The 14,912-nt window shown below is 63.2% G+C and carries 17 protein-coding genes and 1 tRNA gene; 7 read left to right on the top strand and 11 right to left on the bottom strand.

The genetic code is table 11. The features are described 5' to 3' along the window. Nucleotides 1-127: 127 nt before the first annotated feature. Genes X760_RS64015 through X760_RS64000 form a run of 4 tightly spaced genes read right to left on the bottom strand, consistent with a single transcriptional unit; the run spans nucleotide 128 to nucleotide 2,649 of the window. Nucleotides 128-931 carry a rhomboid family intramembrane serine protease gene (locus X760_RS64015; protein WP_023721071.1) on the bottom strand — a complete coding sequence of 268 codons (804 nt, stop codon included), beginning with the start codon at nucleotides 929-931 and terminating at the stop codon, nucleotides 128-130. A 25-nt stretch (nucleotides 932-956) separates the two neighbouring features. Continuing rightward, nucleotides 957-1,538, bottom strand: coding sequence for a cob(I)yrinic acid a,c-diamide adenosyltransferase (locus X760_RS64010; protein ID WP_023721070.1), 582 nt, complete (start codon nucleotides 1,536-1,538; stop codon nucleotides 957-959). Nucleotides 1,539-1,567: 29 nt separating this feature from the next. Continuing rightward, nucleotides 1,568-1,759, bottom strand: a complete 192-nt coding sequence (locus X760_RS64005) for a twin transmembrane helix small protein (RefSeq protein WP_023677950.1) — start codon at nucleotides 1,757-1,759, stop codon at nucleotides 1,568-1,570. Between the two features lie 23 nt (nucleotides 1,760-1,782). Beyond that, nucleotides 1,783-2,649, bottom strand: a complete 867-nt coding sequence (locus X760_RS64000; RefSeq protein WP_084642873.1) for an SDR family oxidoreductase — start codon at nucleotides 2,647-2,649, stop codon at nucleotides 1,783-1,785. Nucleotides 2,650-2,706: 57 nt separating this feature from the next. Here X760_RS64000 and X760_RS63995 point away from each other — a divergent pair, with 57 nt between their 5' ends. Further along, nucleotides 2,707-3,561 carry a YihY/virulence factor BrkB family protein gene (locus tag X760_RS63995; RefSeq protein ID WP_031194564.1) on the top strand — a complete coding sequence of 285 codons (855 nt, stop codon included), beginning with the start codon at nucleotides 2,707-2,709 and terminating at the stop codon, nucleotides 3,559-3,561. On the opposite strand, the gene X760_RS63990 is transcribed toward X760_RS63995, so the two are convergent. Further along, the gene (locus X760_RS63990; RefSeq protein ID WP_023721067.1) at nucleotides 3,528-4,418 is read right to left on the bottom strand and encodes an EamA family transporter; all 891 of its coding nucleotides are present in this window, start codon (nucleotides 4,416-4,418) and stop codon (nucleotides 3,528-3,530) included. The genes X760_RS63995 and X760_RS63990 overlap by 34 nt on opposite strands. Before the next feature lie 145 nt (nucleotides 4,419-4,563). Beyond that, nucleotides 4,564-5,439: a tRNA glutamyl-Q(34) synthetase GluQRS gene (gene gluQRS, locus X760_RS63985; RefSeq protein WP_023721066.1), complete on the bottom strand. Its 876-nt coding sequence runs from the start codon at nucleotides 5,437-5,439 to the stop codon at nucleotides 4,564-4,566. Nucleotides 5,440-5,563: 124 nt separating this feature from the next. Between gluQRS and X760_RS63980 the strand changes: the two genes are divergently transcribed. Further along, nucleotides 5,564-6,205, top strand: coding sequence for a DNA-3-methyladenine glycosylase (locus X760_RS63980; protein WP_023721065.1), 642 nt, complete (start codon nucleotides 5,564-5,566; stop codon nucleotides 6,203-6,205). Between the two features lie 129 nt (nucleotides 6,206-6,334). Next, complete coding sequence (locus tag X760_RS63975; protein WP_023677956.1) at nucleotides 6,335-6,892, top strand: HNH endonuclease; 558 nt, start codon at nucleotides 6,335-6,337, stop codon at nucleotides 6,890-6,892. A 230-nt stretch (nucleotides 6,893-7,122) separates the two neighbouring features. On the opposite strand, the gene X760_RS63970 is transcribed toward X760_RS63975, so the two are convergent. Beyond that, nucleotides 7,123-7,641 (bottom strand): disulfide bond formation protein B, encoded by a 519-nt coding sequence (locus X760_RS63970; protein ID WP_023721064.1) that lies wholly within the window; start codon nucleotides 7,639-7,641, stop codon nucleotides 7,123-7,125. A gap of 29 nt (nucleotides 7,642-7,670) precedes the next feature. Beyond that, entirely contained in the window at nucleotides 7,671-8,258 is a 588-nt protein-coding gene (locus X760_RS63965; RefSeq protein WP_023721063.1) for a YqaA family protein, read from the bottom strand. A 369-nt stretch (nucleotides 8,259-8,627) separates the two neighbouring features. Between X760_RS63965 and X760_RS63960 the strand changes: the two genes are divergently transcribed. From X760_RS63960 to X760_RS63945, 4 genes are all read left to right on the top strand, one after another. Beyond that, nucleotides 8,628-10,487: an ABC transporter ATP-binding protein gene (locus X760_RS63960; protein WP_023721062.1), complete on the top strand. Its 1,860-nt coding sequence runs from the start codon at nucleotides 8,628-8,630 to the stop codon at nucleotides 10,485-10,487. 358 nt (nucleotides 10,488-10,845) lie between these two features. Next, nucleotides 10,846-11,379, top strand: a complete 534-nt coding sequence (locus X760_RS63955) for a CPBP family glutamic-type intramembrane protease (protein WP_023721061.1) — start codon at nucleotides 10,846-10,848, stop codon at nucleotides 11,377-11,379. Between the two features lie 158 nt (nucleotides 11,380-11,537). Continuing rightward, a tRNA-Leu gene (locus X760_RS63950) sits at nucleotides 11,538-11,622 on the top strand. A 299-nt stretch (nucleotides 11,623-11,921) separates the two neighbouring features. Then, the gene (locus tag X760_RS63945; RefSeq protein WP_031194562.1) at nucleotides 11,922-13,181 is read left to right on the top strand and encodes a hypothetical protein; all 1,260 of its coding nucleotides are present in this window, start codon (nucleotides 11,922-11,924) and stop codon (nucleotides 13,179-13,181) included. Here X760_RS63945 and X760_RS63940 read toward each other — a convergent pair. From X760_RS63940 to X760_RS63930, 3 genes are read right to left on the bottom strand one after another with little or no spacing between them, the layout of a single operon-like run. Continuing rightward, nucleotides 13,174-13,719: a hypothetical protein gene (locus tag X760_RS63940; RefSeq protein WP_023721059.1), complete on the bottom strand. Its 546-nt coding sequence runs from the start codon at nucleotides 13,717-13,719 to the stop codon at nucleotides 13,174-13,176. The genes X760_RS63945 and X760_RS63940 overlap by 8 nt on opposite strands. Further along, nucleotides 13,719-14,312, bottom strand: a complete 594-nt coding sequence (locus X760_RS63935) for a hypothetical protein (protein WP_023721058.1) — start codon at nucleotides 14,310-14,312, stop codon at nucleotides 13,719-13,721. Before X760_RS63935 ends, X760_RS63940 begins: the two co-directional genes overlap by 1 nt. Then, a complete protein-coding gene (locus tag X760_RS63930) occupies nucleotides 14,309-14,908 on the bottom strand; it encodes a hypothetical protein (RefSeq protein ID WP_031194561.1) in 600 nt (199 codons plus the stop codon). The genes X760_RS63935 and X760_RS63930 overlap by 4 nt, the downstream gene beginning before the upstream one ends. Nucleotides 14,909-14,912 lie beyond the last annotated feature (4 nt).

The following is a 14,912-nucleotide window of genomic DNA, read 5'->3' as shown; positions in this document are numbered from 1 at the left end:
AAAGCCGACATTCCGGACGGAATTCTGGTCTCGCCACGCCAGTAGGGTGGCGCTTCCGTAGTTGCGGCGACCCCGCCCGTCAATATCCCGGGCGCACTCGGATCCTCGGCAAAGCATTCAAATCGGTTCAGTCCGGCCCGGAAACGCTTCCCCGGCCCCAGCGCGGCGCCGGCTGGGCGGGCGGCAGATCGCTTGCCGGCGGCTCCACGGCAATGGGCGCCGGCCCGGCGACTACGGCTGGCTCCTCGTCGGCGCCGGCGAGTAGCGGCACGCCGCGGCTGCGCAAGACAAGCACCAGCACGGCTCCGGCGATGATGCCGCCGATGTGGCAGGCCCAGGAGACCTGGTCCTCGCCACCCTGGGCAAACATGAAGATCTGGAACAGAATCCACAGGATGAGCGGGATGAAGGCCGGGATGCGCAACGGGATGCGGGCGAAGACCAGCACCCATACCTTCACCCGCGGATAAAGGATCAGATAGGCGGCGACGACACCGGCGATGGCGCCCGACGCGCCGATCAGCGGCACTTGCGAATCCCAGGCCACCAAGCCCTGGAAGAAAGCGCCGGCAATGGCGCAAAGCAGGTAGAAGACGAGATAGCGGACATGGCCGAGCGCATCCTCGACATTGTCGCCGAACACCCACAGGAACAGCATGTTGCCGCCGAGGTGGAAGATATCCGCGTGCAGGAAGGAATAGGTCAGATAGCTCAGGCTCTCCGGAATGACGACAAATTGCGGAGCGAGCTCGACGCTGTCATGCACAACCGACGGGATGAAGCCGAGGCCCAATACCGCGGCGTTGGCGAAGTCCTCGCCGCCAAGTGTTGTTACAAAATAGATCAACACATTGAGCGCGATCAGGCTGATCGTCACATATTGCAGCTTGATGTGCCGCAGCCGGTTGGTGTCGTAAAGCGGGATGAACATCGGGCCTCTCCCGCTTCCGGCGGATTCAGCGGTTCTTGCCGGGAACCCATAGCACGTCGGCATTTCCATTGTCATTGACCGCGCGTGCGGCGACGAACAGAAAGTCCGAGACACGGTTGATGTATCTTATCGCCTCGCGGTTGACGTGCTCGTCTGGATCTTGTGACAGCGCCACCATGATGCGCTCGGCGCGGCGGGCCACCGTGCGGGCGAGGTGAAGGGCAGCCGCTGCCGGCGTACCGCCGTTGAGCACGAAGGATTTGAGCGGCTCAAGGTCCTTGTTGAGGAGGTCGATGTCCTGTTCGATGCGCTCGGTCTGCGAGGCGATGATGCGCAGCGGCTCGTAGTCGAGCGGCTTGCCATTATCGGGGACTGCCAGATCGGCGCCGAGATCGAAAAGATCGTTCTGGATGCGGCCGAGCATCGCATCGATCGCCGGATTTACCGCCGCTGTATGGATGCGAGCCATGCCGATGCAGGCATTTGCCTCGTCGACCGTGCCGTAGGCGTCGATGCGAAGGTCGGATTTCAGCCGCCGCTCACCAGAACCGAGGCCGGTGGTGCCATCGTCGCCGGTGCGGGTGTAGATCTTGTTGAGCTTGACCACGGGTTACCTCCCGGCTGCCGGCCGGTGCGTCACTTACGGGTGAAATACACCGCCAGCATTATCAGCACCAAGGCCACGAACTGCAACAGCACGCGCGTCTGCATCAGCTTGTTGGAGGTCATGCTGGAGCCGCCGCGCATCATGTTGATGAGGCCGCGGATCAGCACGATCACCACGGCGACCATGACGAGAACAGCGAGGATGTTGAAGACAGTTGCCATGGTGTGTTCCAGTTGGATTGCGTTCAGGCGCGTTTGGCGAGCAGACGATAGAGTACCGAAGACGGCAGGATGCGTTTAAGGATCGCGCCGATCCTGGCCGGCACAGTTACCACATAATGCGGGCGCGGGCGCCGCGACAGAAGCGCATGGCGCAAGGCGGCATAAACCACCTCTGGCCCGGGCTTCAGCCGCGATGTGCTGCCGCCGGCCCGCAGCCGTTTGAGTTGCACAGCATAGGCGAGGCGATGGACTGAGTTCTCGTGATCGATGTTCGCAAGGAACCAGGGGAGGCTGTTGCTGGCGATCTTCGATTTCACCGCCCCCGGCTCGATCAGCGAAACATGGATGCCGCTGCCGAGGAGTTCTTGATAAAGGGACAGCATCAGCCCCTCGACGGCGTGCTTCGATGCCGAGTAAGCGCCACGGAAAGGCAGCGGCGCGAGGCCGAGGATCGATGAGCAATGAATGAGACGACCATGGCCCTGGCGGCGCATCACCGGTACGACACGGCGAGTGAGATCGTGCCAGCCAAAGACATTGGCCTCGAACTGCTGCCGCAAAGCTTCGACCGCCAGGTCCTCGACGGCACCGGGCTGCCCGTAGGCGCCGTTGTTGAAAAGGGCATCGAGCCGGCCGCCGGTCCGCTCCAGCACCGACGCCACCAGCGCCTCGATCGATCCGGGCTCGGTGTAGTCCAGATAAAAGGCCTCGATGCCGTCGGCCTCGAGCGTAGCGATATCTTCCGGCTTTCGGGCCGTTGCGAACACCCGCCAGCCTTCCTTCTTAAGAGCATGGGCGCAATAGGCGCCTATTCCGGAAGAGGCACCGGTGACAATGATGGTGCGCAACTCTTCTTCGGGAGGAATGGTGGTTTGACCGAGGGTTGTCATTTGCCGCAAACCCTTCCCATATTCGCGGCGTCGGGACAATCGAAGGGAACGCGGTTCTTGTTGCGGAAGATCGTAGCCCTCAAACGCGTGCTTTACGACGCGCTCGGCCATTTCAACACCGACGACGGCTGGGCAATGGCCAGCCATCTGGCGATCACCGCGCTGATGGCGCTTTTTCCTTTCCTGATCTTCGCCACGACGCTGGCGAGTTTTTTCGGCGCGCAGGCTTTCGCCGACACCGCCGTGCACCTTGTGTTCGACACATGGCCCGAGCAGATCGCCAAACCGATCGCGCGCGAAGTGCTCAACGTGCTTACCGTCAGGCGCAGCGACCTGTTGACCTACGGTATCGTGCTTGCCGGATACTTCGCCTCGAACGGCATCGAGGCGCTGCGCACCTCGCTCAACCGCGCCTATCGTGTCTCAGAAACGCGCGGCATCATCTACCGGCGGGTGCAGAGCATCATCTTCGTGCTGATCGCGACGGCCGGGTTTTTGGCGATCAGCGTGCTGCTGGTCTTTGCGCCATTGCTGGCGCGGCTGGCCGAATCTCATCTTGAATGGATAAAACCCTATATGGGCACGATCACCCTCTGGCGTTACGTCATCGCCTCGGTCGTCATCATCGGCGGCCTGTTCGCCGTGCATTTCTGGTTACCGGCCGGCAAGCGCCGGTTCGTTTCGATCGTGCCTGGCATTATCTTCACGCTGGTCGGCTGGCTCATCGGGTCGACCATCTTCGCCGCCTATCTCGACCATTTCTCGTCCTATGTGACGACCTATGCCGGCCTCGCCTCGATCATGATCGCCGTTGTCTTCCTCTACATCGTCTCGGCGATCTTCATCCTCGGCGGCGAGCTCAACGCCGCGATCAGCCGCTATTTGGAGGCGCGCGCCCGCGTCGGTGGCTGAGCCGTCGCCAGCCCGACGCCGAGCGTCGCGATGGCCATGCCGGCGATCTGGAGTGGGCTCAGCTGCTCGCCGAACAATGTCCAGGCGATGACCGCGGTGACGGCCGGCACGAGGTAAAACAGCGAGGCGACCTTCGACATCTCGCCGTCGCGGATCATTACCATCAACAGGAAGATGGCACCGATCGACAGCACCAGCACGAGCCAGGCCGTGGCGAAGATCAGTTCGCCGTTGACGATCACCGTTCGGGTCTCGAAGGCGAGCGAGGCCAGAGCCATCACCGATGCGCCGCCGACATATTGCCAGAACGTGGCAGCCACCAGATCGCCGCCGGAGGCGAAACGCTTCTGCCAGATCGTGCCGGCGCTCATGCCGAGTACGGAGACCAGCGAGGCGCCCAATGTTTCGGCGGTCACGCCGCCGCCGAGCGCGCCGAGCTTCGGCCAGAGCACGATTACCACGCCGATCAACCCGAGGCCGAGACCGGCCCAGTGGCGCGGCAGGATGGCCTCGCCCAGAAGCCGGCCGGCGAGCACTGCCGTGATCAGCGGCTGCAGGCCGACGATCAGGGCTGAAAGCCCTGCGGGCATGCCCCGGTGGATGGCCCAGAACACGCCGCCGAGATAGACCCCATGCATCAGGATGCCGGCGCCGGCTGCGTGCAGCGCCTCGTCGCGGGTGGCGCGGCTCGAACCAAGCGCGGCCATCAACGCGACAAGCAGGATTGCGGCCAGGACAAAGCGCGCAGCCAGGAAAGTAAAAGGCTCGGCCCACGGCATGGCATAGCGCGCGCCGATGAAGCCGGTCGCCCACAGGACGACGAAAGAGGCGGGGATGAACCGCTTGAGGCTGTGCATTTTCCGGAGGCCGCGGTGAATTCGGGTGAGGGATCGACTGCGGCGATTGCTTAATGCCGTTCGGGCCGGCAAGCAAAACCAAACGGTTGATCCATAGAGTCATTTGAATTGAAGGAGCGCCGTTGATGGCCGTCGGCTCACCGGTCTAAAGACCGACCAGCCGCCTGACATCGTCGGGCGAGGCGCCCGCCTTACACTGGGCGGCAAGGCCGGTATCGCCAAGACTCTTCGACAGTTTTCGTCCATCCGGGCCGAGGATCAGGCGATGGTGGAAATAGGCCGGCTGCGGCAGGCCAAGCAGTTGCTGAAGCAGCCGCTGCACGCTGGTCGCGGAATAAAGGTCCTGGCCGCGCACGACATGGCTGACGCCCTGCAGCGCGTCGTCCAAGGTGACGGCGAGATGATAGCTGGTCGGGATTTCGCGGCGCGCCACGATCACGTCGCCCCAATCCTGCGGTCGGGCCTCGACATGACGCGTCCCAGAGAGCGTCTCGTCCGTGTATTCGGCCCATGTCAGGTCCCTGCCGACCCGCGCCATTGCCGCATCGACGTCTAGCCGCCAGGCAAATGGTGCACCTTCCACGATGCGCCGCTTACGCTCGCTGGCCGGCAGCGCCTTGTCGGCGGCGGGATAGAGGGGCACGCCGTCCGGGTCGCGCGGCCAGTCGCGACCGCGCTTTTCGCTGTCGGCGATGAAGGCGCGGATCTCACTTCTGCTCATGAAGGCTGGATAGACAAGCTCCTCTTCGATCAGACGCTCGAGCATAGCCTGATATTCGGCAAAATGCTCGGACTGGCGGCGCACCGGTTCCTCCCAGCCAAGCCCCAGCCATTTCAGGTCGCGAAAAATGCCCGCCTCGAATTCCGGCGTGCAGCGTGTCGTGTCGATGTCCTCGATGCGCAGCAGCAGGCGTCCGCCCGCCGCCTTGGCCATTTTCTGGTTGAGCAGTGCCGAATAGGCGTGGCCGAGATGCAATTCGCCATTCGGGCTCGGCGCGAAGCGGAATGTCAGCAGTGTCATTGTCCGGCGGCAATCGGGTTGTGCGGCGCTTTCGCCAATTGCTACTTTGCGCCGGCAGCGTCGCGCGTCCAGAGGGACGCGTGACGAAGCGTGTGCGGCACTTTTGATTTTGGAACAAGCAGACATGCAACGCATCGCCAACCTTGACGACATTGTAGAAGGCCTGGACGCGCTGTGCCTGCTAGATCCGCGCCTGGACAAGGTGCGCGGCATGGCCGGCGAGGTGCCGCTCAGGCTGTCGGAGCCGGGCTTCAGGAGCCTTGCCTCGATCGTCGTTTCGCAACAAGTGTCCCGCGCGAGCGCCGATGCCATCTTCGGCCGGCTGACGAAACTGCTCGATCCGCTGACGCCGCAGGCGATACTAGCCGCCGATGAGGCGGTCTTCCGCGAGGTCGGGCTGTCGCGGCCCAAGCAGCGCGGCCTGATTGCCGTCGCCCAGGCGGTGGCCGACGGGCTCGACCTCGATCACCTCTGCCAACTCGATGCCACGGTAGCGATCGCTGCCATGACCAAGGTGCCGGGCATCGGCCCGTGGACGGCTGAAGTCTACCTTTTGTTTGCCGCCGGACACCCAGATATCTTTCCGGCGCGCGATGTTGCGTTGCAGAGCGCGGTCGGCCATGCACTCGGCATCGAGCCGCGTCCGCCGGAGAAAATGCTGATCCGGCTTGCCGAATCATGGAGCCCGTGGCGCGGTGTCGCATCGCGGCTTTTCTGGGCTTATTATCGCGAATTGAAGGGCAGGGATGCCGCGCCTCCGGCCTGAATCCGCAAAAAAGCATTGAAATCATGCGTTTTTGAGACCCGGCATGATCGACAATCCGCTTCACATCCCTGTCATGTCGGGCTTACAGTATCCGCGTCGACCGGTTCTAGGGTGAAGGAGGTCAACGACGTGACGGTTGCCGTATCTCCGGATGGGCTTCCAGCGCTGGTGCTGAATGCGGATTACCGTCCGCTCAGCTATTACCCCCTGTCGCTCTGGTCCTGGCAGGATGCCATCAAGGCGGTGTTCCTCGAGAGGGTGAACATCGTCGCCGAATACGAACACGCCGTGTCTTCGCCGACCTTTTCGATGAAGCTGCCGAGTGTCGTCAGCCTGAAGGCCTACGTGAAGCCGTCGAGGCATCCGGCGTTTACCCGGTTCAACGTCTTCCTGCGCGACCGTTTCCAGTGCCAATATTGCGGCACGCCGGACGATCTGACGTTCGACCATGTCATTCCGCGCCATCGCGGCGGCGCCACGACCTGGGAGAATGTCGTCGCTGCCTGCTCGCCCTGCAATCTGAGGAAGGGCGGCATGATGCCGGCCCACGCCAAGATGTGGCCGCTGCAGAAGCCCTACCAGCCGACGGTGCATGATTTGCATAATAACGGCCGGCTGTTCCCGCCCAACCATCTGCACGAAAGCTGGATGGATTATCTGTACTGGGATGTCGAACTGGAGCCTTGAGATCATCCGATAATTCGGGAGGCTGGCCGTCTGAAGCGATTTTCTGCGCTTCCGGCCTTCGCCGGCCGAAGCATTCATGAGCGGTCGTGGTGTGGTAGTTAAGGCTACGGCTGGCGTAGGCTGGTGCTCACGTACTTTAGTACGCTCCGCTCCGGTTCTCGATAATCACTTGATACGACTCAGCCTGCCGAATTCTTGAATAATCTCGCGTCGGCGCAAGGGTGAACCGCTCAATCGCGGGCAAAGGCGCTGCGGAAGGCGACGACTGCCAGGACAAAGCTGGCGATGGCGTTCCAGCCGGCCAAGGACAGGCCGAGGATGCGGAGCGCCGCCTTGTCGCAGGAGGGCGGGACGAATTTGTCGAGCGCGTCGAGCACGCCCTTGCCGCCGGTGTCCACCGGTCCGGCGGCTGCGGTGCAATCGGTCGGGCCCGGCCACCACGCCCATTCGACGCCGGAGTGATAAACGCTGAGATAGAGGCCGTAGAGCATCAGCAGGCCGCCAATGGCCAGCAGGCCACGGCTTATCCAGGCGGGCGCCTTAAGGGCCGACGCAAGCACCGCCAGCAGCATCAAGGGCACGCCGACATAGTAAGGGGTGCGCTGCTCGAGGCAGAGCTTGCAAGGGATGTAGCCGCCAACATACTGGAAGGCCAGCGCCGAGCCGACTGTGGCGGCCATGGCGACGGCGAGGAACAGGGCGGTGCGCAGCCGCTGGCGTCCGGTATCGGCATTCACGGTCGCTGTCATCGGACTCAGTCCATTCGGTTCGATGCCGTTCAGACGGCGTATTTGACGACGATATAGAGCAAAATCAGGGCAGCGGCGCCGGCGCCCGCAATCTGGCCAAGGCGCTTTTCGATGAAGTGGCGGATCGGCTCGCCATAGCGGCGCAAGAGCCAGGCGAGAAACAGGAAGCGAGCTCCGCGCGCAACGATTGCCAGCACGATGAACAGCAGCAAAGGAACGCCGATGACGCCGGACAGGATTGTCACCACCTTGATCGGCGGCAGATGGGCGAGGCCGGAGGTGACCAGCATCAGGATGATGAAGCCGACACCCGACGAGACGCGCATCGCCTCGAACTCGTCATATTTGCCGTAAAATTCGAGGATCGGCCGCGCCACCGCGTCATAGGCGTAATGGCCGATGAACCAGCCGGCGATGCCGCCCAGCACCGAGGCGACGGTGGCGACCAGCGCGTAACGATAGGCGCGATCCGGCCGCGACAGCGCCATCGGGAGATAGAGGACGTCGGCCGGCACCAGGAACACCGAACTCTCGACGAAGGCGATGAACGCCAGCCACCATTCGGCGGATTTGCTCGCCGCCAGCGACAAGGTCCAGTCGTAAAGTCCGCGAAGCATCGGCACTCCTAATGCACGCCCAAACCGGTAGTGGTCTTGGGTCACGACATGTACAAACAAGACTTGGAAGCGCGCCGCATCAATCTCGTCGGACAAGGTGCGCTTCAATGACATGCGCCGCCTGTCTAGAAAGATTTTCCGCGCTGCACAATGGCTGCTGCTTCACGAAATCGAAAGGCTGAGGCTTGAGCGAGCCCAGATGTCGGGATTGGCCAGTTGACGACCAGGCCATGGCATCGAGCACCTGCCCGCCTGAAGTGCGTCAAGGCAATATCTAATAGATCGTGGGTTTTCCCGTCGAACACGATCCGTGTTTAAATACGGCGATTTTTGTCACATCCTGTCTTTCCATCCGCCCTTTGCGCCGCCATGACGTTCTCCGATTTCATTTACCGCCCCTTTGAGACGCTCATCCGTCCGCTGGATATTCCACCCGGGCCGCTGCCAACGAGCGGGCCGTTTGCGCTGCTCCTGCATTTCGCGAGGATGTTCCGCGGCACTCTTGCGGCCATTACCGTCTTGATGATGGCGATCGAGGGGATCAACCTTGCGACGATCTGGGGGGCCTCGTTCGTCGTCGACGGGGTGAGCGCGAAGGGCGCGGCGGTTTTCCTGCACGAGGACTGGCCGACGCTGGTCGTGCTCGGCGTGCTGGTTTTCCCCGTGCTGCCGTTGCTCATCTTCCTGGGCAATGCGCTGAACTCGCAGACGGTGGCCGTATGCATGCCGGCGGCGATGCAATGGCAGGGCCACAAGGCGGTGGAACGCCAGGACCTTGCCTTCTTCCACGATCTCTTCGCAGGTCAGGTTGCGTCGCGCATTTCGCAAGTCGCATCCGCCGTGCAGCAGCAGATCGTCGTGGCCTTTTACAGAATACCGCTGTTTCTGGTGCAGCTCGTCGGTTCGCTCGTTCTGCTTGGCGCGTTATCCTGGCCGCTGGCGCTTCCGGTGTTCGTCTGGATCGCCGCCAACATCGCCATTGCGGTGGTGGCGGTGCCCCAATATTCCGAACGCTCGCGCCGCTCGGCGCGGGGGCGCAGCCTTGTTGTCGGCGCCATGACCGACCTCTACAGCAACATCCAGATGGTCAAGCTGTTTGCGGCGGAAGACAGCGAGGCGGGCGCAATGCGCACCGTCATGGAAAACGCCATCGAGACCCAGCAGCGCGAAAGGCGCATCTATCTGACGACCGACATGGGCGTCGTCCTGCTCAATGTTGCGCTCTTTCTCACCAACGTTGCCATAGGGCTCTGGGGATTTGTCGCCGGCTTTGTCACGATTGGCCAGTTCGCCGCATCGATCGCCATCGTTCAGCGGCTCAATGCCAACTCCCGTGCCTTCCTGCAGATGGGCCAGCAGATTTTCCAGGCGGTGGGCACGATCCGCGACGCAATGCCGGTCGTGACGACGCCGCCGACTATAAAAGACGCGCCGAACGCCAACCCGCTCGACGTCACGGCCGGCGAAGTCGAGTTCAAGAACATCCAGTTCGAATACCGCGAGGGCCAAAGGGTGATCGAAGACCTGTCGCTCACCGTGCGCGCAGGCGAGAAGGTCGGGCTCGTCGGCCTCTCCGGGGCCGGCAAGTCGACCCTTGTCAGCCTGCTCCTAAGGTTCTTCGAGCTGAAGGGCGGCGCGATCCTGATCGATGGACAGGATCTCCGCAGCGTGACCCAGGCCAGCCTTCGGGAGAGCATCGGCGTCGTCACCCAGGACGTCTCGCTGCTGCATCGCTCCGTCGGCGACAACATCCGCTACGGCCGGCCCGATGCCCCGCCGGAGGCGTTGGAGCACGCCGCGCTGCTGGCCGACGCCGACGGCTTCATCGCCGATCTCAGAGATGCTGAAGGCCGCACCGGCTACGACGCTTTCGTCGGCGATCGCGGCGTGAAGCTTTCCGGCGGCCAGCGCCAACGCGTCGCGATCGCCCGGGTGTTGCTCAAGGATGCGCCAATCCTGGTTCTCGATGAGGCGACGTCCGCACTGGACAGCGAAGCCGAGGCGGCGGTCCAGTCCAAGCTCGCGGTTCTGATGGAGGGCAAGACCGTGATCGCCATCGCCCATCGCCTGTCGACCATTGCCAGGATGGACCGGATCGTCGTCCTCGACAAAGGCCGCATCGTCGAGGAGGGAAAACCATCGGCGCTGTTGGAACGCGACGGGCTCTATGCCCGACTGTGGAAGCGTCAGACCGGCGGCTACATTGCCGACGCCATCGAGGAGATGTGAGCCGCCCTCGGTGATGATGTTTTGCTCATGGCCGGCTCGACACATTCTGCTTTCACTCCAGAAACCGGAATTGGCTGAACTCGTTTCCACCGTAGCGTTCGGAAGCCGATCATGAGCGAAGCCACAGTCCCGAACTCCCGTGCCGCCATTCTCGAGCGGCGATCTGCCGGCGTGCTGACATGGTCCGGCCCCGCCTTGATGTTGTTCGCGCGCTCGGCGTTCGCTGTTGCCGCGCAGGGCCTGGTTGCGGCCATTTATGCAGCGCACGGTTCGGCAACGCCCTGGCGCGACGCAGGGGCTTGGCTGCCGGCATACGGCAGTTTGATCGACGCGGGCTGCCTTGGTCTCCTGTGGTGGCTTGCACGGGCGCGAGGGCATCACGCTGCTCGATTTTATCAGCTTCGATCGCAAACGCTTGGGGCGCGATCTGTTGTTGGGCGTCGCGCTCATCCTCCCGAGCCTCGTTTTCATCTACGGTGGGATCATCGCCAGCAGCCTGTTGGTCTACGGCAACCCTGATGCACTGCAAATATACGGACCTTTGCCGCTCTTGCCTGCGCTTTACGGGGTGCTGATCTTTCCGTTGGTCTGGGGCATTACGGAGCAGACCACCTATAACGGCTATCTTCTGCCGCGTTTCCAAGTCTTGTCGGGAAGCACGGGATTTGCCGTTGCCGTCGTAGCGTTTTCCTGGTCGTTTCAGCACGCCGTGATGCCGCTGACGTTCGACCCACACTTCATGCTCTACCGGCTCTTGGCGCCTATCGCCCATTCGACATTCATCACCCTCGTGTACCTGCGCGTGCGCCGCATCCTGCCGCTGGCGACGGCGCATTGGCTCATGGATGGGGTGTCAGCATTCATCGGCATTCTGTGGCCGCTGTTGAGGTAGAAGGGTTCAAACGGGCTGAGATGCCCACTATGGACCGAAGCCTCCGATCGACGAAATCGAAAGCCTGGGCTTGGGCTAGATAGGGTCTCGGGAATTGGCCAGTTGACGAACAGGCCTCCAACCGTATAGTCCGCGCCCATCCAGGCCGCCCGGCCTGAGCCCCTATGGCGGAATTGGTAGACGCGCTCGACTCAAAATCGAGTTCCGCAAGGAGTGCTGGTTCGATCCCGGCTAGGGGCACCATTTCTTAAATTCCCACGCCACTTCTTATTAAACCCAAGGGCGTCGGTGGGATCGTCCACGACGCCCTCGACGGCATCGAATGGTTGCGTCTTGCCTGTTGCCGCAAGCTGCCCAAGCTTCCGCTGAACGGTGCGCGGACTAGACCCAAGCGCAATTGGGCGTTCCTCACCACCGCAATCGGGCGTGCTGCGGTCCCCGCCATCACGAGGGATGCGCCGCCAACTCCGCGGTCAGCTGGTATAGCCGAACCGGACATTCCGTGGATTGAGGCGCCGGTCTTGCTCGGCTATGCACATGGCATGACAACGACCGACGATATTGTCAGGCCTCTTTCCCTTACCGTGGGTCTTATTGCCCGCTTCTGGCCGCAACTGCTGCTTCTCGGCGCCATCGGCTATGTAGCGCGCGACCTCCTGCTCAACGCGGCAGTCACGGTGGGCCTCGTCAATCCCCTCGGCGGGATGGTTGTGCTTTCGCTGGTGGTGCTGACGAAGCTTCTGGTCATCGTGGCGATGTTCGTCGCCCTGCGTCCGGGACTGCCGGCACTCGCCTCGCTTCGCCAAATGTCGGCAAGCGGTGCGAAACAGGAGAAAACGTCCCAGCCCGCCGACCACTTGCTGGCGGTGACCGCGGCCGCCATCTTGCCCTTCTTCGCCTATTACGCCGCATGGGGATTCCTCGGCGACAGTGTGCGAGAATATTCGCGGCTGGCGCTCGAACGCATTCCGCTGGGAGAAAGCGCCGACATATTCGGCCTGCTGCGCTCCAGCGGCCTCATTGCGTCGATTGTCGGCTGCTGGTTGGTCCGCTGGTTCGCGAAGCGCATGAACAAAGGCGCGCGCAGGCCTTACTGGCGGCTGCTCGTCGTGGCGGCGGATGCAAGCTGGATTTTTATCGGGCTCTATGCGCTCGATATCTGGAAGGACGAGTTCATCACCTGGATCGGGGCTAGTGCGTTGCGCAGCGAACTCAGCATGGGCGCAGGATCGCTTGTCCTGTCGATCGCCGCTCACGCTGCCGAAGGCTTCACGCCGGTCGAGTTCAGGCAGCCCGGCATCCTGGAACAGGCGCAAAGCCTGTTCTTCTATGCGCTTCTGCCAATGGTCTGGCTGGTCATGGCGGCGATCATCAACGGCTACGAGCTGACGGCCGCTTCGGCAGCGGCCGCGCCGCCGCCGTCGCGCGGGTCCACCTGGCGCAAATGGTTGAGCGACTTCATCACGCATTTCCTCGGCGGCTACCGCTCGCGCTATGCGCCGATTTGGGCCTGTCTCAAGCTCACGCTCGGCGCAGGACTCGCGACGCTGCTCACCTTCGTCGTCGCCTACCGGCTGATCGGCTGGCTTTGCGCCTGGCTGTGGTCTGGCGCGACGCGGACGCTCGGCGCGCCAGACCTCGATACATGGCAGGTCGTCTTCAGCTTCGCCAGCGTGTTCATCGGCAGTCCGAGCGATCTTGACGGCGGCATAGTGCTCGACGCCTTGAGGATCGCGCTGCTGGCGGCGGTGCTTGAATTTGCGGTGGCGGCGCAACGGCAGCCGCTGAGGGTCGCTACCTGAAGAGCAGATGGCGCGGCCTGGCGTTCGCCAGCGTGACCGACAGCGCAAGGCCGCTTGCCGTCGCCGGAATGACGAAAGTCTCGGCCATGCGCGCCGTGCCGTGCGTGCCGGCGCCCTGGAAGGCCAGCCCGCCGCAGCGGGGCTTGTCGGCTGCCTCGGGCTGCATCTTGCGCACGACGGGCCGGGTCAGGAAGGCAGGCAGCCAGCGGCGGCCTTCGGCGTCTGTGAGCACAACGGCGCAGGGGCTTTCTGCAAGGAGACCAGGATCCTCGATCCTCGCCTCGAATTCGGCCAGCACGACGGCTTCATCTGCCGAGCCGCCGGGCAGGCGCGACAGCGTTGTCAGCCGCCATTCGGCCCCGGCGTAGCGCTGCGACTCACCCCTGTCGACCGCGATCGGGTCGCGGTCGCTACCGGATCGCCATGCCTCCAGGCTTTCCCAGGAATGCACCAGCACTGCAACCGGCAGGGCGAAGCCCAGCCCAGCAAGGCTCAGCCAGTAGCGGCGTCTCTCGGCACGGGAAATGGCCTCCGCCATCACTCGGTCTCCAGCGTCCAAGGCATCGGGCCATCGCTCCGGCGGATCGTCACGGCGCCAGGGATGTCGCCCACCGCAAGTTCGGTGATTGCCACCCGGACCTCTTCACCCAGCGGTGTGAATGCCGATGGCGCGACCAGCACGGTTCCGCCCGCAAGTTCGTTTTCCGGGACTTCGAAAGCCATGAGCACGGGCTTTGGCAGACCCGGCTCCAGCCGCTCTGCCGGCAGCATTGCCGGCATGGTGGAAATGCGCTGGCTGAGAGAATAGCGCAACCCGCTCGGGCCGAGCCATTCGGCGGAGGTCAGGGTCAGGCTCTCGCGTTTTGCTTCGGCGGCGGCCTCGACCAGGACCCAGACCCCGGAAGTGGTGTAGGTCCGGGTCTGGCCAAAGCGCTCGATCCTTACGGTACGCGCGAGATGCACGTCGCCGACGGCCAGCGCGAAGGCGCGTGCGTCGGTGCGCTTACCCTGCTCGCCAGCAATCGAGACGGGCGAGGTGATGTTGCTGTAGAGCGGGGTAGTCCGCTGCATTGCGTAGAGGATCGCCGCCGCGAAGATGATCGCGCCGGTTTCCTTGAGACCTGTTCTCATTGCCCCGGCCCGACGACCATTTCGGTCTTTACCGGCAATGCCACGATCGCGACCGGATCGCGATCGAACCAGCCCGAGCCGCCGTAGAGATTGTCACGCCGCTTGTAGATCTGGCTGCCCACCACGAGACGCAGATCCTGCGGCAGCGGCTGCGCCTTCGGCCACTCCCAGGCGGCGATCATGTGTTCCGGTATGCCGGGATGGACGCCGCTTGCGATCCATTTGTCGCGTGCAAGATAGAAGGCCGGCGCCTGCACGTCCGTGATCGGCGGGTCGATGTCAAACATGGACGCGAAGGCGTTGCTGGTCGCCGCCGAGCGGTTGTCGAGGTCGAATTCGACCATCAAAAAGGTCTTCGGCTGGGACGGCTCGGTTCCCGTCGGCGGAACCGAGCCGGTTCGGGCACCGCGAAACGTAATAACCCAGCGCCCGGTGTCGATGGGCTCGCCGGCTGCGACCGTTGGAGTTGGCCGCGAGTTGGATGCTTCATACACCGTCATTGCGAATGACGCGGCGGCCGCCGCGAGGCCACCAAGGCCGGCGACGAGAAACGCAAAAAGACGCTGCCGCAAAGTCGATCGCTGTCCGACGGACATGTTT

Source organism: Mesorhizobium sp. LSHC420B00, assembly GCF_000503055.1.
Classification (GTDB): Bacteria; Pseudomonadota; Alphaproteobacteria; order Rhizobiales; family Rhizobiaceae; genus Mesorhizobium.
This window is presented reverse-complemented; position numbering and strand designations above follow the sequence as displayed.